Genomic DNA, 22,587 nt, shown 5'->3' on the forward strand with positions numbered 1-22,587 from the left:
GGCCTCCTGTGTATCCGGATCATTGTGCCCGCCTGGGGGCGTCTCGCAACACAATACGCCGCCATAATCAAACGCGAAATGCAACGCCGCCACCTTTTTCGTCAATGGAGCCGACTTGCTGCCGCCCTGGCTTGGCAGCAGTTGTTTGCCACGCCTGCTCAAGCGCAAGTCGAGTTGCCGCCCTGGACCACTTCTGCCAATGTGTTCTCCCTGGGGGTGGCCAGTGGCGAGCCGCGACCTGATTCTGTTGTGCTTTGGACACGCTTGGCGCCGGTTCCATCGATGGTCGACGGCGGCATGCCCGCGCGCCCCATTCCGGTGATCTGGGAGGTGGCTCACGACGAACAGTTCTTGCGTATTGCCCGGTCGGGTACCACGCAGGCGTTGCCGGAACGCATCCACGCCCTGCACCTTGAGGTCGATGGCCTGACGCCCGGTCGGCGCTATTTCTATCGTTTCATGGCGGCGGGGCAGGTCAGTCCGATTGGCCGCACCCGAACCGCGCCGGAGCCCCAGTCCTACCCGCAACGGCTGCGCATGGCCTTGGCCTCCTGCCAGCACTATGAAGCCGGGCATTTCACCCTGCATCGCGAAATCGCGCAGGCGGATCTGGACCTGGTCCTCTTTGTGGGCGACTACATCTACGACACCGAAATGCCGGGGCTGAATCGTGTGCGTCAGCACCCCCATGTGTTTCCGCGCCGCGAAAGCGATTACACGCTGGAAGACTATCGCCTGCATCACGCCAGCTACAAGCTCGACGCCGACTTGCAGGCCAGCCACGCCGCGCACCCCTGGCTGTTGGTGTGGGATGACCACGAGGTCATGAACGACTACACGGCCGAACAATCGCCCGAGGTGCCCGACAAGGACGCCTTCTTGAAGATCCGGGCGGCCGCCTATCGCGCCTACTTCGAACATCTGCCCATTTCGCCTCGGCGCATGCCGGTCGGGGCCGCCATGCCTCTGCGTGATCGTTGGGAGTGGGGGCAGTTGGCGGAACTGTGGACGGTGGACACGCGCCAGCATCGCGATGCGGCTGCGTGTCAGAAGGACGCACTAATGGGTGGTCAGGCCTTGTGGCGTTGCGCCGAGCTGGGTGCAGAGTCTCGCTCCATGCTGGGGCCCAAGCAGGAAAACTGGCTGGGAGACACCTTGCTGGCCAGCACCCGGGCCTGGAAGTTCATCGCGCAGTCCACCCAAGTCTGCCCTGGTGGCTTGCGGACGCCTCTGGGCCGGGTCTACCACGCGGACGGCTGGGACGCCTTTCCCAAGGCACGGCAGCGTCTGCTGGAAGCCATTGGCCAGCCGCGTATTCAGAACGTCGTCTTTCTCGGGGGGGATGTGCATCGCCATGTGGCCGCCCAATTGCGGCTGGATCCCCTTGATCGGCAAACCCCTGTGGTGGCCAACGAAATCGTCACGTCGTCGCTGAGCAGTCGGGGGCTGAGCGAGTTCCTCAGCAGTTGGATGCGCGCCAGCAACCCGGACTTGCTGCATTTGCGAAGCGACCAGCGTGGCTACGTCATCCTCGATGTGACCCCGCAGCGCATGGTTGCCGAGTTTCGCGCCACCCCGCACCCGGTCATGCCGCAATCGCAAACCCAGGTTCAGGCGCGCTTTGCTCTCGAGGCCGGCTCACTCGACTTGCGCCGGCTTTGAGGGCGGTCGCTCAACACAGGCGAAGGCGGCTGTGTGCCGGGACGCTGGCCAGCAGAAACTCCATCTGGTCGGCCACGATGCGGCGTCCGCGCAGAATCATGTCTTCGTGCAGGCTCGGCACATAGGGCAGGTACTGGAGTGACCAGCCCAGCTCGTTGGGTGTACGGTTGCCCTTGCGGCTGTTGCAGCTGCGGCAGGCGGTGATGCAGTTCATCCAAGAGTCTGCGCCCCCACGAGAGGTCGGCAGCATGTGCTCCCGGGTCAGCTCATCGGTTGGAAACACCCCGCCGCAGTACGCGCACATCTGCCGATCTCGGGCAAACAATTTGGCGTTGTTCAACGAGGGCGTCAGCCGCCAGGCGCGCGAAGGAATGGCGCCATGCACGGCGATGATCGGATGCAGCTCCAGCCGCGATTGCAGGCCGGTTCGCCGTTGAATGCCTCCGCGCAACACCAGAAACGGGTTGCCCAGCGTCCAGGCGACGCTGTCATTGGCATACAGAACCGCCGCATCCTTGGCTGATAGCCAAGCCTGCGGACGGCCTGACACATCAAGTTGCAGCACGTCCATGCAGCCTCTCCATCAAAGGGCTTGATGTGTGCAGGATAGTGCAGGATTGATGACTTTCTCAACCATAAGCGACACGTTGAGGGCAGTTGACCGGCAAGATGGTGCCCCCTTGAACGCGGGGGTGCTGGGGCGGATCCGCATTAACCCTGGGCTCAGATCCCTGGGGTCTCCCGTGAACGAGTGGCGCGTGCAGGAAATTCCTCAAAAAAATATGGCCAGGGGGGCTATACAAACGAGTTGTTTTCTGCAAAATAGCACGACCGTTCGTTTTATTTTGAGGACTGCCTGTGGCCGAAATCCTGTCCCATGACGCCAAGCCCGCCCAAGAGGTGGGGCGTGAGCGTGGGCGCGGGGCACACAAAGGCCAGCAGACCCGTGCCGCCATCCTCGAAGCCGCGCTGAGCCTGGCTTCTCAGATGGGCATCGAGGGCTTGTCCATCGGCGCCTTGGCCGAAGTCACGGGCATGAGCAAGTCGGGCGTGTTCGCCCACTTCGGTTCTCGCGAAGAACTCCAAATTTCCGTCATCCGGGAATACCACGCACGCTTTGCCGACGAGGTGTTCCTGCCGGCCATCCGCGAACCCCGCGGTTTGCCCCGGTTGCGCGCCTTGTTCACCCGTTGGGTCGACAAGGTTGCCACCGAAATCGATTCTGGTTGCATTTACATCAGCGGTGCGGTTGAATTCGACGACCGTCCAGGCCCAGTGCGTGATGCCCTGGTCGAGATGGTTCGGACCTGGCACGGCGCGCTCGATCGCGCGATTCGCCTGTCAGTCGATGTGGGCCATCTGCGTCCCGACACCGATCCGATGCAAATGCTGTTCGAAATCCATGGGTTGATCCTTTCGCTGCACCACGACGCACGTTTCTTGCGTTCGTCGGGCGCGGTGGATCGGGCCCACAAGGCGTTTGAGCGGGTGATTCAGTTTTATGCTGTTGACCCTGCGAAAGCGCCAGTTGGAGCGGTTGCTATCAACGCAGCCAAGGTCGAAGGCGAGCGATCGTCGTCGACACCTCTTTAACCCGTCCACTGCAAAGTGGTGCGATCAACTTGATCTAGTCCTGATTTTTCTGACCGAGGAGCTTTAAAGATGCCTTCTTACACCCCCCCACTGCGCGACATGCAATTCGTCATGCACGAACTGCTGGGCGCTGTCGACGAACTGAAGCAGATCCCTGCCTACGGCGATCTGGACGTTGACACCGTCAACGCCGTGCTGGAAGAGGGCGGCAAGTTCGCTTCCAAGGTGATCGCTCCCCTGAACCTGGTGGGCGACGTGCAGGGTTGCGTCCTGAACAAGGAAACCCACGAAGTCAAGACCCCTGATGGTTTCAAGGAAGCCTACAAGCAGTACACCGAAAACGGTTGGTCCGGCCTGTCGGCTGACCCCGAGTACGGCGGTCAAGGCATGCCTCAACTGGTGAACCAGGCCATCTATGAAATGATGAACTCGGCCAACCAGGCCTGGACCATGTACCCCGGCCTGAGCCACGGCGCTCACGCTTGCCTGGAAGTGCACGGCACCCCCGAGCAAAAGGCCATGTACCTGCCCAAGCTGACCAGCGGCGAGTGGACCGGCACCATGTGCTTGACCGAGCCACACTGCGGTACCGACCTGGGCCTGCTGCGCACCAAGGCCGAGCCACAAGCTGACGGCACCTACAAGATCACCGGCCAGAAGATCTTCATCTCCGCTGGTGAACACGACATGGCCGACAACATCATTCACTTGGTGTTGGCTCGCCTGCCTGACGCTCCCGAAGGTTCCAAGGGCATCTCCCTGTTCGCCGTGCCCAAGTTCCTGGTGAACGCTGACGGCTCGCTGGGTGCTCGCAACGGCATCTACTGCGGCGGTCTGGAGCACAAGATGGGCATCCACGGCAACGCCACCGCTCAAATGGTGCTGGACGGCGCCGTCGGTACCCTGGTTGGCAAGCCCCACCGCGGTCTGCCTGCCATGTTCGTGATGATGAACGGCGCTCGTCTGGGCGTGGGCAACCAGTCCCTGGGCCTGACCCAAGTCGCTTACGAAAACGCTGTGAACTACGCCAAGGACCGCATCCAGATGCGTGCTCTGTCTGGCGCCAAGCGTCCTGACCTGGCTGCTGACCCCATCATCGTTCACCCCGACGTCCGCAAGATGCTGCTGACCGCCCGTGCTTACGCCGAAGGCGCTCGTGCTCTGGTGTACTTCGTGGCCATCGAACTGGACAAGTCGCACAACCACCCCGACGAAGCCGTTCGTAAGGAATCCGACGACATCGTCGCCTTGCTGACGCCTATCGTGAAGGCCTTCATCACCGACAACGCTTGGGAAGCCACCGTGCATTGCCAACAAGTGTTCGGCGGCCACGGCTTCATCCACGAGTGGGGCATGGAGCAGTTCGTTCGCGACGCTCGCATCAACATGATCTACGAAGGCACCAACACCGTGCAATCGCTGGACCTGTTGGGTCGTAAGGTGCTGGGCGACGCTGGCGCCAAGCTGACCAAGTTCGGCAAGCTGGTGTCCACCTTCGTGAAGGAAAACGCCGACAACGCCGCGATGCAAGAGTTCACCGTGCCTCTGGCTGACCTGGGCAAGAAGGTGCAAGCCTTCACCATGGAAATCGGCATGAAGGGCATGCAGAACCCTGACGAAGTGGGCGCCGCTGCTGTCGACTACCTGCGCGTGGTCGGCCACATGGTCTACGCTTACTTCTTCGCTCGCATGGCCAAGATCGCTCTGGACAAGCAAGCCTCTGGCGACGCCTTCTACAAGGCCAAGCTGACGACCGCTCGCTTCTACTTCGCCAAGCTGATGCCTGAAGTCGAGACCCTGATGATCACCGCCAAGGCCGGTCTGAAGCCCCTGATGGAAATGGACGAAGCCCTGTTCTAATCGACGGGCTGTTCAAGGGAGGTGAGGTTTCACCTCCCTTTATCCATCTCCATTCATTTGAGTTCTGCTAGGAGAGAACATGAGTCAATTCAACGTACGCAAGGTTGCCGTGCTCGGCGCCGGCGTGATGGGCGCTCAGATCGCTGCTCATCTGGTCAACTGCAAGGTGCCGGTCGTGTTGTTCGACCTGCCCGCTAAGGAAGGCCCCAAGAACGGCATCGTTACCAAGGCTGTCGAAAACCTCAAGAAGATGAAGCCGTCGCCTCTGGGCGTGGCCGAAGACGCAGCGCTGATCCAGCAAGCCAACTACGAAGAGCACCTGGAAGCTCTGCGCGGTTGCGACCTGATCATCGAAGCCATCGCTGAGCGTCTGGACTGGAAGGAAGATCTCTACAAGAAGATCGCTCCCTTCGTCAACGACAAGGCCATCCTGGCCACCAACACTTCCGGTCTGTCCATCACGGCCATGGCCAACGTGTTGCCTGAGCAGCTGCGTTCGCGCTTCCTGGGCATCCACTTCTTCAACCCACCCCGGTACATGTACCTGCTGGAGTTGATCCCCACCCAGTTCACCGCTCCTGAAGTGGTTGACCAACTGGAAACCTTCTCGACCTCCGTGGTCGGCAAGGGCGTGATCCGCGCTTTCGACACCCCCAACTTCGTGGCCAACCGCGTTGGCGTGGCTGGCATGCTGCTGACCTTCCGCGAAGTCGAAAAGTCTGGCCTGGGCTACGACATCGTTGACGACCTGACCGGCAAGAAGCTGGGGCGCGCTTCGTCCGCTACCTTCCGTACCGCTGACGTGGTCGGTCTGGACACGATGGCTCACGTCATCAAGACCCTGCAAAACGGTGCCAAGGACGATCCATTCTCTGGCGCGTTCGACACCCCTGCCGCTCTGACCGCTCTGATCGAAAAGGGCAACCTGGGTTCCAAGACCAAGGCTGGCTTCTTCAAGAAGGAAGGCAAGACCATCCTGCAATTCAATGCAGCGACGGGTGAATACGTGGCCGCTGGTGGCAAGGCTGACAAGGAAGTCGTTGACATCCTGAAGAAGCCTGCTGCTGAGCGCCTGAAGGCTCTGCGTGAGTCGGCCAACCCTCAAGCTCAATTCGTGTGGGCCATCCTGCGCAACAGCTTCCACTACGCTGCTGTGCTGCTGGGTGACATCGCTGAATCGGCTCGCGACATCGACTTCGCCATGCGCTGGGGCTTCGGTTCCAAGCAAGGTCCTTTCGAAATCTGGCAAGAAGCCGGCTGGAAGCAAGTGGCTGAATGGGTGAAGGCTGACATCGACGCCGGCAAGGCTCTGTCGAAGGCTCCGCTGCCTGCTTGGGTGTTCGACGGCCGCGACGGCGTGCACACTGCTGAAGGTTCCTGGTCTGCCAAGGAAGGCAAGTACGTCCCCGCACGTGACCTGCCCGTCTACAAGCGTCAGTTCTTCCGCGAAAGCGTTCTGGGTTCCAACGCCCCTGACGCCAAGACCGCCGGCAAGACCCTGTTCGAAGACGCCGCCATCCGCCTGTGGACCCTGGACGACGAAGTGGTCATCGCTTCGATCAAGTCCAAGATGCACACCATTTCGGCTGAAGTCACCGCTGGTCTGTCCAAGGGCCTGGAAATCGCCGAAGCTGGCTACAAGGGCCTGGTGATCTGGTCGTACGACGGCCCCTTCTCCGCTGGTGCTGACCTGCAATCCATGATGCCTGCCTTCATGGCTGGCGGCGGCAAGGCCATCGCTCCTTTCGAGAAGCAACTGCAAGACTTCATGCTGTCGCTGCGCTACTCCAACGTGCCCACCGTCGCTGCCATGCACGGTCTGGCCCTGGGTGGTGGTTGCGAACTGGCTGTCCACACCGCCAAGCGCGTGGCTGCCATGGAAACCTACGTGGGTCTGGTCGAAGTCGGCGTGGGTCTGATCCCTGGCGGCGGCGGTCTGGCTTACCAAGCTCGCCGCGCTGCTGAGCTGCTGGAAACCTCCAAGGGCGTGTCGGGCCAGACTCCGGTCGACCTGATGGCTTACGTCAAGGAATTCTTCCAGGCTTCCGCCATGGCCAAGGTGGCAACCTCTGCCATCGAGGCACGCAAGTTCGGCTACCTGCTGGATGGCGACATCGTGGTGCCCAACAAGGACGAAGTCCTGTATGTGGCCATCGCCCAAGCCAAGGCCATGTACGAGTCGGGCTACCGTGCTCCTGCCAAGAAGCTGTTCCCCGTTGCTGGTCGCAACGTGAAGGCCACTCTGCAGTCTTCGCTGATCAACATGCGTGACGGCGGCTTCATTTCGCAACACGACTACTACATCAGCTCGTGCATCGCCGACGTGCTGACCGGTGGCGACGTGGAAGCTGGCACTCTGGTGAGCGAGGAATACCTGCACGCACTGGAGCGCAAGCACTTCTGCACCCTGTTGGACAACCCCAAGACGCAAGAGCGCATCATGGGCATGCTGTCCACTGGTAAGCCTGTCCGCAACTGATCGATCGGAGACAACAACATGTCTAAGCAACTTCGTGACGTATACGTCGTCGCCGCAACCCGCACCCCGATCGGCAAGTCTGGTCGTGGCGTCTTCAAGAACACCCGTCCTGACGACCTGCTGGTTGCCACCATCAAGAACGCCCTCAAGCAAGTTCCTACCCTGGATCCTGCTGCCATCGAAGACGCCATCGTTGGCTGCGCGATGCCTGAAGGCGAACAAGGCATGAACGTGGCCAAGATCGCCGCGTTGCTGTCGGGCTTGCCCAAGACTGTGGCCGGTGCCACCGTGAACCGCTTCTGCGCGGCCGGTATCACTGCCGTGTCGATGGCTGCTGACCGCATCCGCGTCGGTGAAGCCGAAGTCATGATCGCCGGCGGCGTGGAATCCATGTCCATGGTGCCCATGGGCGGTGCCAAGCCTTCGTTCAACCCCGCTGTGGTGAACGTCGACGAAAACGTCGGCATCGCCTACGGTATGGGCATGACCGCTGAGAAGGTGGCTGAGCAGTGGGGCATCACCCGCGAAGAGCAAGACGCTTTCGCGACCGAGTCTCACCGTCGTGCCATCGCCGCTCAGCAAGCTGGCTGGTTCGATGCTGAAACCACTCCGATCGAAGTCGAAGTGCGCACACCTAACCTGGAAACAGGTGAAGTCACCATCACCAAGAAGACCATCACCCGCGACGAAGGCGCTCGTCCTGACACCTCGGTGGAAGGTCTGGCCAAGCTGCGTCCCGTGTTCGCTGCCAAGGGTTCCGTCACTGCCGGTAACTCGTCGCAGACCTCTGACGGCGCTGGTTGCTTGATCCTGGCTTCCAAGGAAGCTTGCGAAAAGTATGGTCTGAAGCCTCTGGCCAAGTTCGTGGCGTTCGCCGTCAAGGGCGTGCCTCCCGAAATCATGGGCATTGGCCCCATCGAAGCCATTCCAAAGGCTCTGGAATACGCCGGCCTGAAGGCCTCCGACATGGACTGGGTTGAGTTGAACGAAGCGTTCGCTGCTCAATCTCTGGCCGTGTTGAAGGACCTGGACAGCAAGGGTCACGTGCTGGATCGTGCCAAGGTGAACCCCATGGGCGGCGCGATCGCTCTGGGTCACCCCCTGGGCGCGACCGGTGCCATCCGTGCCGCGACTGTGGTGCACGGTCTGCGTCGCACTGGCGGCAAGTACGGCATGGTCACCATGTGTATCGGTACTGGCCAAGGCGCTGCTGGCATCTTCGAGCGCGTCGACAGCCTGTGATCGATCTGATTCGTTGAACCTCGGGTTTGACGATTCAATCCGAGCCCGCACAAGCCCGCCTTGTGCGGGCTTTTTTATTTATGAAAGCCCCCCTCGGGGCTTGAAGAGTCCTCATGCAGTCTTTGACGATTCAAACCTCTGATGGACAAGCCATCGTGGCCACGCGGTATGTGCCGGGGCAGCGCGATGGGCGCCCTGGCCGACCAGCCAAACGGGCCGTCATCCTGGCGCCCGCCTTGGGCGTGCCGCAGACCTTCTACAAGCGGTATGCGCAGTGGTTGGCCGATCAGGCTTGTGTGGTCTACACCTTTGACTGGCGGGGCATGGGTCAGTCGGCACCTGCATCGCTGAAGGGTTACAAAGCCAAGCTGACCGACTGGGCCTTGCTGGATGCGCCTGCCATCATGGACGCGGTGGCGCAGGCGCACCCGGGTTTGCCGCTGTCGTGGTTCGGGCATAGCATGGGCGGCATTCTGTATGGCTTGATGCCGCAGCACCCGGCCATTGATCGGGTGGTGACCTTGGGCAGCGGCAGCGGCTATGCGCCGCACCTGGCACGTCCTTTGCGCTATGGCATGGGCCTGTTCTGGAATGTGTTGGTGCCTGTCAGCGTGCGCTTGAATGGCTATTTCGCAGGCCGGCGCATGCGTGCGGTGGGTGACTTGCCTCGCGGGGTGGTTGCGCAGTGGCGGCGCTGGTGCCAGCACCCGGAGTTTCTGATGAGTGAGGGGCCTCATGTCAAGGCGGCGTATGCCAGCGTCAAAACGCCCATCACCGTGGTGATGGTGGCCGACGATGAGATGGCCACCCGGCGCGGCATCAAGGCCGTGCATGAACATTACAAGCAAGCGGCCTTGCGCTGGGTAACACTCAAGCCGCGCGAACTGGGCGTCAAGGCCATTGGCCACTTTCATTTCTTTCACCCCAAGGCTGGGCCCCGTGTATGGTCGGTCAGCTTGCCTTGGTTGGGGGCGTAAATGGCGACCGTTCAGTCGATCAAGATCAAGACCCGTGACGGGTATGGGCTGACTGGGCGGGAGTTTTTGCCGGCCGGTCACGTGCAGCGGGCTTTGCTGATCGTGCCCGCCATGGGCGTGAGTCAGCGCTTTTACGAAGCCTTTGCAACCTGGATGGCCGACCAGGGGGTGGCGGTGACCACCTTTGACTTTCGGGGCATTGGTGAGTCGGCGCCCCATCGTCTGCGAGGCTTTGATGCCAGTGTGACCGATTGGGCTGAGCGCGATTTGTCAGCCGTTTGCGAACATGTGCATGCCCGCTGGCCTGACGTGCCACGCACATATCTGGGGCACAGCTTGGGCGGGCAGTTGTTTGGCTGGCTAGACCACCCTGAGCGTTTCGACAAGGTCGTCACGGTTGCCAGCGGCAATGGTTATTGGCGCTACAACGCGCCCGCGGTGCGCAGCAAGGCGCCTTTGCTGTGGTGGGTCATCGCCCCCATCAGCGTGGGCATGGCGGGGTACTTCCCAGGCAAGAAAATCGGGGCGGTGGGCGATTTGCCTGCCAAGGTCATGTGGCAGTGGCGCCGCTGGTGCCTGCATCCTGATTACCTGGGGGTGGAGGGTGATGTCTTTCGTGCGTTGTACGCACGCGTTCGCCAGCCTATTCACGCCGTCCTCGCGGAAGACGATGAACTGGTGTCACCTCTGGGCATTCGTCGGCTTTACCACCTGTATGCAAATGCCCATGTGACTTTTGAGTCGATTCAGCCGAAGTCGGTGGGTCTGCCCTTCGTGGGACACTTTGGTGTATTCAAGCCCGCTGCGGCATCGCAGTTGTGGCCTCGGGCCTTGCAATGGATTGGCGCCAGCGCCACACAAACAGGAGACAAACCATGAGCGATCTGATTCTGAAACACATCGAAGGCGGTGTATTGACGCTGACTTTCAATCGTCCTGACAAGAAAAACGCCCTGACGCGTGACATGTATACGGCCTTGTCTGATGCCCTGGAGCAGGGGGCATCGGACGAAGCGGTACGAGTCGCCGTGTTCCAGGGCGCAGTCGATGTGTTCACTGCGGGCAATGACCTGATCGACTTCCTGAGCAGCCCGCCGGATGCCAGCAAGGGCGATGACGAGCCGGTGTTCCGCTTCTTGCATGCCCTGCAGTCGTTCCCCAAGCCAGTGGTGGCCGCGGTGTGCGGCCCGGCTGTGGGGGTGGGCACCACCATGCTGTTGCATTGCGATCTGGTCTATGCGGGCGACAACGCTGCATTCAGCATGCCCTTCGTCAACCTGGGGGCGTGCCCCGAGGCTGGTTCCAGCCTGTTGCTGCAGAACCTGATTGGCTACCACCGAGCCGCAGAAAAGCTGATGCTGGGTGAAGCCTTCTATGCGGAAGAGGCGCTGGAGATGGGCTTGGCCAATCGCGTCTTGCCCCCACACGAAGTCAATGGGTATGCCCAGGCGCAGGCGGCCAAGCTGGCGGCCAAGCCTGCCACGTCTTTGCGCATCACCAAGGCCTTGATGAAGCAGCACCACCCCACCTTGCCCGCTGTGATGATGGAAGAGGGGAAACATTTCTCGGATTTGATCCGTGGACCGGCAGCCAAGGAGGCAATGTCTGCGATCATGGAAAAACGTCGTCCTGATTTTTCCAAGTGCTGATCAATCATCTGTCTCCCGACCTCGTCCAGTCTGTGCTGGACGCGCTGCCTGTGCCGGTCTTTTTCAAGGACCGGCAGGGCCTCTATCAGGGCTGCAACAAAGCCTTCACCGAGGTCATGGGCAAGCGCTCTGACGAGTTGCTGGGGATGTCGGTATTCGATTTGTCGCCGCCTGATCTGGCTCAGGTCTACTTCGATGCCGATGAGGCTTTGATGCGAAGCGGGGGCGAGCAGCGTTATGAAGCTCAGATTCAGCTGCCGTCTGGCGAGCGGCGCGATGTGCTGTTTTACAAGGCCGTGCTGCGTGACGCACAAGGCGAGGTCACCGGCCTGGTGGGAACCTTGCTGGACATCACTGAGCGCAAGGCGTTGGAAATGCGCCTGGCCGATCTGGCCCAACATGACGCGCTGACGGGCCTGCTCAATCGGCGCGCCATCTTGGCCTATCTGGATGGGCTGCACAAAGATCGGCGGCAGGTTCACCAGCCTGTGTGCTTGATGATGATCGATGTGGACCGATTCAAGTCCATCAATGACCAGCATGGTCATGCGGTGGGCGATGAGGTTTTGCGCAAGGTGGCGTTTTGCCTGAAAGCGCAGTTGCGAGATTCCGATCGTGTGGGTCGCATTGGTGGCGAAGAGTTTCTGATTGTGCTGGGCAGCACCGATCTGGACGACGCTCAGCGTGTGGCTGAACGCTTGCGCCAGGAGGTCGCTGCGCTGACGGTGAATGGCAGTGAAGGCCCATTGAGCCCCACCGTCAGTCTGGGCCTGGCGCAAAGCCACAGCAATGAAGAAGATTGGGCCGATGTGATCGGCCGCGCCGATGCCGCCTTGTACGAGGCCAAGCGCGCCGGACGCAATCGGGTGGTGGTGGCGCACGAAACCGCGCGCAGTGCCTCTCACAAAGATTGGCACCGCGACTGATACCGCCACGAGCGCGTCAGAAACTGGCTTGCAACTCCGCATGCACCGTGCGTTGGGGCATGGGGTGGTAGGCGTAGTAGGTCGCGTTGTTCAGGTTGTCGATGCCGGCGGCCACTTTGATGCCCAGGGCTGCGGTCCAGGTCACGCGCGTGTCCCACACCAGGTAACGGCTGTTGGAGGTGTAGGTGCTGCGGTTCGTGTCGAGGTTGTCGAGTTGGTTCGACTGGTTGCCGCTGTAACGAGCCGCCAGGGTCCAGGCCAGCTTGTCTGACACGCGATAGGTGCCGACCCAGGTGGCGCGCCAGTCTGGCACACCTGGGTAGACATTGCCCTCGGTGGCGGGGGCGATGGCATTGCGAACGATGCGGGCGCGGGCGTAGGTCAGGCTGCCGTTCATGTCCAATCCAGCCAGGCCCACATCGGTGTGCTGGAAGGCCAGCGTCAGGCCAGTGGTGCGAACGTGATCCACATTCGAGATGGCACTGACGGTGGTGCCGTCCACGCTGGTGCGTTGCGAGTACAGCGCGTTGTGCAGGTTCTCGTGGAACACCGACACCCGCATCTGGCCCTTGTCCAGCAGCTTCTCGGCGGTGACCTCGGAACTGGTGGTGCTCTCGGGCTTCAGGTCGGGGTTGTTGACGGTCAAAGTCGAGCCCACTGTGATGGCCTGGAACAGCTCGGTCACCGTCGGGAAGCGATAGGCACGCCCGATGGTGGCTTTGTAGATCCAGTTGTCGTCGGTGGCTTTTTGCAGCGCCAGTTTGGGCGACAAAGCCAGGTTTTGCGCATGCGTTGCATAGGCGGCCTGCTTCACGCTGCCGCTGACGATCGCGGTGTTGCCGCCGTCGAAGGCCTTCCAGGCTTCGGTGCGCAAGCCCGGGGTCAGCAGCCAATCGGGGGCGAAGCGCCAGGCGTCCTGCGCATACAGGGCTTGGGTTTCGGTTTTGCCGCGCGAAGCGGCCATCAGGTTGGTGCCGTCGGCGGTCTTCCAGCTTTCGCCCGTGGCAGCGGCATTGCTGAAGAACGTTTGCGAGTTCAGCACGTATTGGTCGTAGTGGTAGCCGGCGCTGATGTCGTGCCCGGCCAGACCCCGCCAGTTCATGCGCCAGTCCAGTGTGCGCCAGCCGTCACCATAGGGGTTACGCACCTCGGTGCCGTAGTACTTCTTGCCGCCGGTGCCGGTGCGGCCATCGGGGGCGCTGGCGTGTTGGGTGTCATGCCCAATGCGGTACCAGGTGGCAGACGCGTCCCAATCGAATTCGCTGGAAGGTGTGCCTTTGAGGGACACGGCATTCATCCAGTGCATCTGGTCCCAGGTGTTTTCCGAGAAGGCATTGGCCCCGATGGTGTAGTCCTTGCTCACGCCGTCGTAAATGCGGCGGGCCGTGGTGATGGGGTTGCCGTTGGCATCGCGCAGGTAGCTGGTGACCTGGTTGTAGGACTGGTTCTGCCAGTGGCTTAGCCAGTAGCGCGCCTTCAGTGTGGGGGTGATGTCGTAGGCCAGTTTGATGCGGAAGCTTTTCTGGTGGGTGGTGTCGCGGCTGGTTTCGCCCAGAATCAGGCGCCGCCCGCCTGTGAGGTTGGTGTCTTCCACGAAGCCGGTCGCAGCGGTGCCGTTGGTGTGCGCCGAGCCCGCGCCTTCCACCACGGCGTACTGCATGGGGTGGCCTTGGCTGTTGAGCTGGTTCACGCCCAGCAGCCACGACAGATCGCCCACCTTGTTGCCCACCGAGGCTTGCAGGTTGTCGCCGGTGAACGAGCCGCTGTGGCCGTACAGGCTGAAGTTTTCCTGGAAGAGTTGTGCCTTGCCCGAGGCTTCAAAGGTCTGGGGCATGCGGGTGGTCATCTGCACCGTGGTGCCCAGCGAGTTCCCCGGGTGGGCGGCCGAGTAAGGGCCGAAGAAGAAGTCGACGCGTTTGATTTCTTCCGGGGCGACCATGTTCCAGCGCGGCGGGTAGCTGAAGCTGTTGCCCAGCAGGTTTGACAGCAGAAAGCCGTCGGCATACACCAGCGAGCGGGCGCTGGCCGTGACGCTGGCGGTGCGGGTTTCGATGATCGCGTTGCGGTCGCCTATGTAGCGCTTGCGGGTCATCGTGTCGGGTGAGTACTTGACGATGTCTTCCGTGTTGATGACGTTGACTTGTTCGTACAGCTCACGCGCGCTGTAGCCCGCGCTGTTGGCGCTGAGGTTGCGGGGCAGTCCGCCGCCGCTGGAGCCATTGGATGGTGCCGTGATCACCACTTCGGGCAGTTCGGCGTCGCCGGCGGCGCTGCCGGCCAGACAGTTCAAGGGGAAAAGGGGAAGGGCGCTCAGGCCCAGAACATAGCGCTTCATGGGAAGGGGTGTCTCTGGAGTGTCAGACGCCAGGCCGCACGCAGGCCACGCGTAAAACGGCGGGGCAGCGATGGGCTGGGGCAGGGCCGCAGCGAATGCGGCAGCGGGGTCAGACCAGAGACAGGGGTGGGGCGCGGGTGTGGGGGCGCGACCAGTCAGTCGGCGCAGGAGCGTCTGCGAGCCCCCCCTGAGGGGCGGTTTGGATCAGGTCGAGCCGGAGGGCGGCGGTGAGGCCATCCTGGGGTGGTAAGCCTGCCAAATGCGTTTCGTGCACGCACAAGGCGCAATGCTGGCCAGGGCTGCCAGGCTCGGAAGGCTTCTTGTGCGACGCCGGATTGCCATGCCGTGCAGCGGAGCACACCTCGCTGCTGGGCAGCGTGTAGCGCACTTGCGCACGGGCCACCCACGGTGCCACAGCGGGCAGCAGCGCCGCCAGCAGGATCGTCCAGATGACGAGCCAGTGTGGCAAGTTGGAGCGGAAACGCAGGGCGAGGCGCATGAGGTGCAGTGTAGGCCTCTTCACCCAACTGGCCAGTGCCTGCGCCAGAATTCATGAGAAACATCAATATGGGGTGATGGTCAAAAAACACGAGAGGCCCTAAAATGGCCAAAACGCACATTTACGCCTTGAGTTGACTGCCTTGCCCCATGTCTGATGTTCCGACGTCTCCGCCAACCGATCAGGACGCCCTGCTGGATGTCCTGCAGGCGGTCATGACTCCGCTGGCGCAACTGGCGGTGGCCAAGGGCTTGACGTATTCAGGGGCAGAAGAGGCGCTCAAGCGCGCGTACGTGCGTGCGGCCCGAGAGGCCCAGATCGAGGCCGGTCACGCGCCGCATCGCTTGGTCAGCCGCATCAGCACCGCTACCGGAATCAACCGTCGCGAGGTCACCCGCCTGACCGAAACCGACACCGGGCGCCCGGTGCCGGCGCCGGTATCTCTGGCGTCTGAGGTGTTCACACGCTGGCTGTCTGATCCCAATTATTGTGAAGACGGCCAACCGGGCTGCCCTAAGGCCTTGCCTCGCCAGGGGCTGGCGCCCAGCTTTGAAACCTTGGCGCGCTCGGTCACGCAAGATGTGCACCCGCGCAGCCTGCTCGACGAGTTGGTGCGTCTGGGCTTGGCGCAAATCGATGCCCAGTCTGACCTGGTCAGACTGCTGCAGCAGGGTTTTGTACCAAAGGGCGACTGGCAGCGTATGCTGGCCTTCTTGCGCGACAACGTGTCAGACCATCTGCACGCGGCGGTGGGCAACGTGCTGGCCGACAAGTCTGCTCATTTCGAGCAGGCCGTGTTTGCCGATCAGTTGTCGCACGAATCGGTCGAGCTGGTGCGCGATCTGGCGCGGCAGCATTGGAAACAACTGTTGAGTGAGGCGGTGTCCTTGCTGGAACACCGCATGGTGGTCGATCGCGAAAGTGGTGCCTCCGCCAACCAGCGTGTTCGCCTGGGGCTGTTCACCTATCACGAGGCGCAGGCACAGCTCTCGCCGGACAAGGATCCATCATGATCAAGAAACTGGCCTGGTTGGCCGCAGGGGTGTTCATTGGGCTCTCGGGGTGCGGCGGTGGCAGCAGCACCACCGCAGGCAGTGGCATTGGCAGTGGGGGCACGGGCTCTTACACGAGCGGGCCCGTCACGGGCCTGGGCTCGATCATTGTCAACGGCGTGCGCTACAACGTGGAATCGGCGGCGGTGAGCGATGACGACGACACGGTCGGCTTTGGCAAGTCCGATTTGAAGTTGGGCATGTTTGTCGAGGTACAGGGGTCTGATTTGACCACCGGCACAGGCAGCACGCCTGACACCGGAACTGCCAAGCTCGTGAAGGTGGCCAGCGATTTCGTGGGGCCGGCTCGCAACATCACGCGCAACCTCGATGGGGACATCACCAGCTTCACGGTCTTTGGTCGCACCATCCATGTCGATGGCAAGACGGCCTACTCCGCTGCCTTGACCAACGGGGACCCTGTTGCGGTTTACGGGCTGGTCTCAGCCGACGGCTACACCGCTACACGCGTGCAGCGCCTGGCCTTTGCGCCGGTCTACAAGGTGACGGGCAAAGTGGTGGCCTGGAATCCGAGCACCCGCACCTTCAGCCTGGGCGGTCGCATCTTTGAATATGGCACCGATGTGAGCTTGCCGTCCGGCTTTGGTGTGGGGTCGTGGGTGCGTGTACGCGTGCAATCCCTGGTGATCGAGTTGGCTCAAATTCCTGTCGTGTCGGTTCGTGCTGCGGCCAATGGGCCCGTCAGCTCGCCGGTCGCGCGGATCAAGGGACTGGTCGGCGCCGTCAACAGCTCGACCCGCTTTGTGGTCAATGGTGTCACGGTTGATGCGACGTCGGCCACTTTGTCTGATCTCAGCGGGGGGATTTCCGAAGGGGTGCGCGTCGAGGTGCGCGGCCGCATGGTCGATGGTGTGCTGGTGGCCAAGACCATTGAGGGCGAAGACGACGCCAAGGTCGAGGCCAAGGAAATCGAACTCCATGGCCGAGCCAGCGCGGTCGGAGCCGACACCTTTGTGGTCAAGGGCATGACGGTGTACTTCGTGCCACTGACCGGTGGGGCGATTGCGGATCGGGAATGCGTCGAGGTGCGTGGCACCCGCTTCAACGGCAATCAGCAATTGGTGGCCACCGAAGTCAAGCGCCAGCGCTCAGACTGCGACGATTGATCGATGCTGGCGCGGGTCGCGTTTGACCCGCCTGGCCCGCCTCAGTGTCAGGCCGCAGCGGGGCCTTGAAAGCCCCCTTGCCTGAACGTCAGCACCAGGGTGTCGCGCCAACCATGTTCACCCAGGGGCTGAATGGGGGTGGACTCGTGAATCACCCGCTCGTCATCCAGCAGCAAGGTGCTCCAGGGCTCGGTCAAGGTGAAGCGCACGCCGCGTGGGCCTTGGGCCTCGAACACACGGGTTTCGCCACCTTTGATCTGGTGACGCCCCAGCATCAGCACGGCCACGAAATCAACCCCGTCTCGGTGTGCCCCTTCTGGGGTGGGGCGACCAATGCCGCCGGTGGTGTCCACTCGGAACTGGTGGGCTTCAATGAACCAGCGGTCGACAGGTTTGGCCTGTGCCAGCAACTGGCCCAACTGCCGTATGACGGCCTCCCACACCGGGTGCTCGGCCACGCTGGCTTCGACTGGCTCAAACCAGCGCTCGAAACCGCCGTGCAAGGCGTTGTAGATCACCGGTTGCCAGTGGGCTCGATGAGGAACCCGTCGCAGTTCACCTGTGGCCACGTCCAGCGTGTAGCTGTCGTGGCGGCGGAATCGGTAGTGCCCGCCGTCGCGCAAATGGGTGTCGGGGGGCAGGCGGTTCCAGCTGTCATGCAGAGCCTGGGCCGTGTTCAGGTCGGCGCCGACCCACGGTAGCAAGGTGGCGCCGTTGAGCAGTGCCCAGCCTTGCGTATGCAACGCGGCTGGCGCGGCGGCCAGCGTCGAAACAGGAACCAGATCCATTGCCGTGATCAGTTTTTCGGGATCGGGCGTGGGCGGCCTTCATGGTCAATGGCCACGTAGGTCACCTTGGCTTCGGTCACTTTCACCAGGAAGGGGGCAGAGGGGTTGCGCTCGGCCCAGGCCTCCACATGCACAGTGACCGAGGTGGTTCCCACCTTTTCCACTCGGGCGTAAATCGACAGCAGGTCGCCCACCGACATGGCCGAGCGGAAGACGAACTCGTTGACGGCCACCGTGGCCACGCGCCCCTTGGCCACCCGCGCGGGCAACACGCAGCCGCCCAGGTCGATCTTGGCCATGATCCAGCCGCCAAAGATGTCGCCATTGCCATTGGCGTCTTCCGGCATGGGCATGACCCGCATGACCAGCTCCATTTCAGGGTGCAGGTCGGGTGGGGTCAGAAGGGTATTGGGTCGAGGCACGATGGTCATTGGATTTACAGCCGACAATGAGGGGTCCAAATCAGACAATACATTGTTCCAGAATGCGGCGCCACGCACACACACAATCCGCTGATACCCAGACATCTTCCTCGGTTTCCGTCCGTTCAGACCGGGAAACCCTGGCCCGACTGTGGCCGTATTTGTGGCAGTACAAATGGCGCGTGCTGTTGGCGCTGGGCTTCATGGTGGGGGCCAAGGTGGCCAATGTGGGCGTGCCGGTGCTGTTGAAAGACCTGGTCGACCGCCTGGCGCCCAACCCCACGGCCGCCCAGGCCATGCTGGTGGTGCCCACGGGCTTGCTGGTGGCCTATGGCCTGCTGCGCCTGTCGACTTCGCTGTTTGCCGAGCTGCGCGAACTGGTGTTTGCCAAAGCCACCGAGGGCGCGGCGCGGTCAATTTCTTTGAAGGTGTTTTCGCACCTGCATGCGCTCAGCCTGCGTTTTCATCTGGAGCGCCAAACCGGCGGTATGACGCGCGACATCGAGCGCGGCACCCGCGCCGTGCATTCGCTGATTTCGTACTCGCTCTACAGCATCATTCCCACGCTCATCGAAGTCACCTTGGTGCTGACCTTGTTGGCCACCAAATTTGACGTCGTCTTTGCCTGGATCACCTTGACCGCCTTGGTGCTGTACGTCGCCTTTACCGTGTCGGTTACCCAGTGGCGCACGCAGTTCCGCAAGGTCATGAACGAGTTGGATTCCAAAGCGCACACCCGCGCCATTGACTCGCTGCTGAACTACGAAACCGTCAAGTACTTCAACAACGAATCCTTTGAAGCCAAGCGGTATGACGAGGCTTTGGAAAAGCTGCGCAAGGCAGGTCTCAAGAGCCAACAGACCTTGTCCCTGTTGAACACAGGGCAGCAAACCATCATCGCTGTTGGCTTGATCGTGATGCTGTGGCGTGCCACCGATGGCGTGGTGGCTGGTCGCATGACGGTGGGCGACCTGGTCATGGTCAACGCTTTCATGATTCAGCTCTACATTCCGCTGAACTTCCTGGGCGTGATCTACCGCGAAATCAAACAGTCGCTGACCGATCTCGACAAGATGTTCACCCTGATGGAGCGCGACCGCGAAGTGGCCGATGCCCCCGGTGCGCAAGCCCTGCAAGTGCAAGGGCCACCCGCCGTGCGGTTCGAGAACGTGCGCTTTGCCTACGACCCTGATCGTCCCATCCTGCACGACATCAGCTTCGATATTCCGGCCGGACAAACCGTGGCGGTCGTGGGCCCATCTGGCTCGGGCAAATCGACCCTGGCGCGCTTGCTCTATCGCTTTTACGACGTGCAGGGCGGCCACATTCGTGTGGAGGGTCACGACATTCGCCAGCTCACGCAAGACAGCCTGCGCCGCCACATTGGCATCGTGCCGCAAGACACCGTGCTGTTCAACGACACCGTGGCCTACAACATCGCCTACGGTCGCCCTGATGCCACTCAATCCGAAGTTGAGGCAGCCGCTCAGGCCGCCCGTATTCACGACTTCATCGTCAGCACCCCCAAGGGGTATGACACCGTGGTGGGCGAGCGGGGCTTGAAGCTGTCAGGCGGTGAAAAGCAGCGCGTGGCCATTGCCCGTACCCTGCTGAAAAATCCGCCCATCCTGGTGTTTGACGAAGCCACCTCGGCCTTGGATTCGGCCAACGAGCGCGCCATCCAGGCGGAGTTGGCCGCCGTGGCGCAGGGCAAAACCGTGTTGGTGATTGCGCACCGTTTATCCACCATCGTTCAGGCTCATGAAATCCTGGTCATGGAGCACGGCCACATCATCGAGCGCGGCACCCATGCGCAATTGCTGGCCGCCAATGGGCGATACGCCGACATGTGGCGCCTGCAGCAAAGCGGTCACGAGTCCTCTTGATCTATCGGCGCCTCGGCCTGGCGGGCCGGGGCTCGAAACAACTCCTTGCAACTTCACCTGAACGGGTGAGTGGCCCCTTCCCGCGTCTGCCTGATGATTGAAGGTTGCATTTCCTTCAATAAATAAATTCAGGTGGAACCATGAATCTACCCGTGCCCGGGGCCCTTGGTAACTTGGGGGCTGGCGGCGCAGGCGGGAGCGTGCCTTCGCAGCTCAAAAGCCTGGTCAGCGCATTGGCAGATTGGCGCAGCAAGCTCGACGGATTGACGGGTGACTTGCTCGCGCGTTTGCGTGCGGCCCTCACCTTGGGGCAAGACACCCGCTTGCTGCAACTGGAAACCCCGCTGGAATCGGGCGCCTTGGTGGTGGAGCGTTGTTGCCTCACCGAAGCCGTGCATGCCAGCGAGCCCCTGTGGGCTGAGATCGACTGTGTCAGCACCTCTGCCCAATTGGCCCTCAAAGCCCTGACGGGGGAAGTGGCCAAGCTCAAGCTGCAACAGGCTGACGGCAGTTGGCGCACCTGGCACGGCTATGTGGTGCAGACCGCGCAACTGGGCGCTGACGGTGGCCTGGCACGCTACCGCCTCACGCTGGCGGCCTGGACGCATTGGTTGCAACAGCGCCGCGACACGCGCATCTTCCAAGACCTGAGCGCCAAAGACATTGTTTCGCAAGTGTGCGCGGCCTACCCACAAGCACGCTTCCGTTTTGACGTGTCGGCTGCATGCCCGGTGCGTGCCCACACCACCCAATACCGCGAGACCGACTGGGCCTTCGTGCAACGCCTGATGGCCCAGGAGGGCTGGAGCTGGCGCCTGGAGCACGACGCCAACCAGCACACCCTGGTCATCTTTGATGAACTGGCTGAGGTGCCCGACGTGGGCGCCCTGCGCTTTGGTCGCACCGATTTGCGTAGCGCCAGCGGCCATGGTGAAGACAAGATCACCGCATGGAGCGTGGGCCAACAAGTGGGCCCCAATGCCGTGACCCTGGCTGCGTGGGACGAGCGCCAAACCAGCGGCGTGGCCGCCCATGCCGTCGCCGTGACCCCACAAGGCAATGTGCCCACGCTGGAAGGCTACCTGGGCCATGGCGAGCGCCAATATGCTGATGGCCGCGTGACCGATGCCCTGCACGCTAGCCCCCAAGCCGCCGATGCGCGTGCCCGCGCCTGGATGGCCGCGCACGACTTGCTGCAACGCGGCGCCCAAGGCCACAGCGCGGTGCGCACCTTGCGCGAAGGCGCGGCGTTTGCCATCACCGAACACAGCCTGTATGACGGCGGCGCTGACAACCACTTCAAGGTCATCAGCATCACCCACGAAGCGGCCAACAACCTGGGAGCCGAAGCGGCCAAGATCCTGCAAACGTCTGACCTCGACGAAGGCAGCTACCGCAACCACTTCCAGGCCGTGCCGGCCGATGTGCGCCTGGTGCCGCTGCCTGCAGCGCCTTGCATGGCCCCAGGCCCGCAAACCGCCATCGTGGTCACCGCCAACGGCGACCCAGTCACCACGGATCGCGATGGCCGCGTGCGCATCCAGTTCCCCTGGCAGCGAGGCACCGCGCCCATCAACGGCGGCCTGAGCGGCCCCAACACCGTGGGCGCCCAATCCACCGGCCATGCCCCGGGTGACGCCAGCAGCGGCACCTGGGTGCGTGTGGCCCAAGGCGTGGCGGGCCCCAACTGGGGCGCGGTGTTCACGCCGCGTGCAGGCACCGAAGTGCTGGTGGACTTTGTCGATGGCGACATCGACCGCCCCATCATCGTCGGCCAGTTGCACAACGGCCAGCACGACCTGCCTTGGCCCGCGGGTGAAGACAGCGGCGCCAACCACATTGGTGCCATCTCGGGCTGGCACATGCCCCATCTGGACGGCGGTGGCGCCAGCCAATGGTTGGTAGACGACAGCCAAGGCCAATTGCGTATGCGTCTGGCTACCCACGGTAGCCGGGGTGGTTGGTCAGAACTCAGCCTGGGCCACATCATTGCCCACAGCGGCCAAGGTGGCGCAGGCCACGCCCAACGTGGCGCCTGGCTGGGCGAAGGCTTCTACGGCCACACCGACGGCTGGGCTATCGTGCGCGCA

Annotated in this window: 18 protein-coding genes; 13 read left to right on the forward strand and 5 right to left on the reverse strand. The window is 62.2% G+C overall.

Going from position 1 to position 22,587, the window contains the following annotated elements; all coding sequences use genetic code 11:
• Positions 1–78 precede the first annotated feature (78 nt).
• The gene (locus VFW72_RS06730; RefSeq protein WP_329673512.1) at positions 79–1,662 is read left to right on the forward strand and encodes an alkaline phosphatase D family protein; all 1,584 of its coding nucleotides are present in this window, start codon (positions 79–81) and stop codon (positions 1,660–1,662) included.
• Positions 1,663–1,672: 10 nt separating this feature from the next.
• Here the strand turns inward: VFW72_RS06730 and VFW72_RS06735 are convergent, their stop codons facing one another.
• Complete coding sequence (locus VFW72_RS06735) at positions 1,673–2,233, reverse strand: HNH endonuclease (protein ID WP_329673513.1); 561 nt, start codon at positions 2,231–2,233, stop codon at positions 1,673–1,675.
• A 296-nt stretch (positions 2,234–2,529) separates the two neighbouring features.
• On the opposite strand from VFW72_RS06735, the gene VFW72_RS06740 reads away from it, so the two are divergent.
• The 8 genes from VFW72_RS06740 to VFW72_RS06775 all read left to right on the forward strand — a co-directional run bounded on the left by VFW72_RS06740 (position 2,530) and on the right by VFW72_RS06775 (position 12,388).
• On the forward strand, positions 2,530–3,255 hold the full coding sequence (locus tag VFW72_RS06740) for a TetR/AcrR family transcriptional regulator (RefSeq protein WP_414638783.1): 726 nt from the start codon (positions 2,530–2,532) through the stop codon (positions 3,253–3,255).
• Positions 3,256–3,324: 69 nt separating this feature from the next.
• The gene (locus VFW72_RS06745; protein ID WP_329673514.1) at positions 3,325–5,115 is read left to right on the forward strand and encodes an acyl-CoA dehydrogenase C-terminal domain-containing protein; all 1,791 of its coding nucleotides are present in this window, start codon (positions 3,325–3,327) and stop codon (positions 5,113–5,115) included.
• A 79-nt stretch (positions 5,116–5,194) separates the two neighbouring features.
• Positions 5,195–7,594: a 3-hydroxyacyl-CoA dehydrogenase/enoyl-CoA hydratase family protein gene (locus VFW72_RS06750; protein WP_329673515.1), complete on the forward strand. Its 2,400-nt coding sequence runs from the start codon at positions 5,195–5,197 to the stop codon at positions 7,592–7,594.
• 18 nt (positions 7,595–7,612) lie between these two features.
• Positions 7,613–8,836: an acetyl-CoA C-acyltransferase gene (locus VFW72_RS06755; protein WP_329673516.1), complete on the forward strand. Its 1,224-nt coding sequence runs from the start codon at positions 7,613–7,615 to the stop codon at positions 8,834–8,836.
• A gap of 113 nt (positions 8,837–8,949) precedes the next feature.
• Positions 8,950–9,813 carry an alpha/beta fold hydrolase gene (locus VFW72_RS06760; protein WP_329673517.1) on the forward strand — a complete coding sequence of 288 codons (864 nt, stop codon included), beginning with the start codon at positions 8,950–8,952 and terminating at the stop codon, positions 9,811–9,813.
• On the forward strand, positions 9,814–10,692 hold the full coding sequence (locus tag VFW72_RS06765) for an alpha/beta fold hydrolase (protein WP_329673518.1): 879 nt from the start codon (positions 9,814–9,816) through the stop codon (positions 10,690–10,692).
• Positions 10,689–11,462, forward strand: a complete 774-nt coding sequence (locus VFW72_RS06770) for an enoyl-CoA hydratase (RefSeq protein WP_329673519.1) — start codon at positions 10,689–10,691, stop codon at positions 11,460–11,462. Before VFW72_RS06765 ends, VFW72_RS06770 begins: the two co-directional genes overlap by 4 nt.
• Positions 11,456–12,388: a diguanylate cyclase gene (locus VFW72_RS06775; RefSeq protein ID WP_329673520.1), complete on the forward strand. Its 933-nt coding sequence runs from the start codon at positions 11,456–11,458 to the stop codon at positions 12,386–12,388. Before VFW72_RS06770 ends, VFW72_RS06775 begins: the two co-directional genes overlap by 7 nt.
• A 16-nt stretch (positions 12,389–12,404) precedes the next feature.
• Here the strand turns inward: VFW72_RS06775 and VFW72_RS06780 are convergent, their stop codons facing one another.
• Entirely contained in the window at positions 12,405–14,723 is a 2,319-nt protein-coding gene (locus tag VFW72_RS06780) for a TonB-dependent receptor (RefSeq protein WP_329673521.1), read from the reverse strand.
• A gap of 109 nt (positions 14,724–14,832) precedes the next feature.
• Complete coding sequence (locus VFW72_RS06785; RefSeq protein WP_329673522.1) at positions 14,833–15,222, reverse strand: DUF2946 family protein; 390 nt, start codon at positions 15,220–15,222, stop codon at positions 14,833–14,835.
• A 149-nt stretch (positions 15,223–15,371) separates the two neighbouring features.
• Between VFW72_RS06785 and VFW72_RS06790 the strand changes: the two genes are divergently transcribed.
• Both VFW72_RS06790 and VFW72_RS06795 read left to right on the forward strand, forming a co-directional pair.
• Complete coding sequence (locus VFW72_RS06790; RefSeq protein ID WP_329673523.1) at positions 15,372–16,235, forward strand: DUF6502 family protein; 864 nt, start codon at positions 15,372–15,374, stop codon at positions 16,233–16,235.
• Positions 16,232–17,401: a DUF5666 domain-containing protein gene (locus VFW72_RS06795; protein ID WP_329673524.1), complete on the forward strand. Its 1,170-nt coding sequence runs from the start codon at positions 16,232–16,234 to the stop codon at positions 17,399–17,401. Before VFW72_RS06790 ends, VFW72_RS06795 begins: the two co-directional genes overlap by 4 nt.
• 47 nt (positions 17,402–17,448) lie before the next feature.
• On the opposite strand, the gene VFW72_RS06800 is transcribed toward VFW72_RS06795, so the two are convergent.
• Positions 17,449–18,189 carry a 2OG-Fe dioxygenase family protein gene (locus VFW72_RS06800; protein WP_329673525.1) on the reverse strand — a complete coding sequence of 247 codons (741 nt, stop codon included), beginning with the start codon at positions 18,187–18,189 and terminating at the stop codon, positions 17,449–17,451.
• 8 nt (positions 18,190–18,197) lie between these two features.
• Positions 18,198–18,620, reverse strand: coding sequence for an acyl-CoA thioesterase (locus tag VFW72_RS06805; RefSeq protein WP_329673526.1), 423 nt, complete (start codon positions 18,618–18,620; stop codon positions 18,198–18,200).
• Positions 18,621–18,673: 53 nt separating this feature from the next.
• On the opposite strand from VFW72_RS06805, the gene VFW72_RS06810 reads away from it, so the two are divergent.
• Together VFW72_RS06810 and tssI are read left to right on the forward strand one after the other, a co-directional pair.
• Positions 18,674–20,497: an ABC transporter ATP-binding protein/permease gene (locus VFW72_RS06810; protein WP_329673527.1), complete on the forward strand. Its 1,824-nt coding sequence runs from the start codon at positions 18,674–18,676 to the stop codon at positions 20,495–20,497.
• Between the two features lie 140 nt (positions 20,498–20,637).
• A partial coding sequence (gene tssI / locus VFW72_RS06815) for a type VI secretion system tip protein TssI/VgrG (protein WP_329673528.1) occupies positions 20,638–22,587 on the forward strand: 1,950 nt, incomplete at its 3' end.

Origin of the sequence: Aquabacterium sp. (assembly GCF_036273115.1) — a bacterium.
Lineage (GTDB): Bacteria > Pseudomonadota > Gammaproteobacteria > Burkholderiales > Burkholderiaceae_C > Aquabacterium.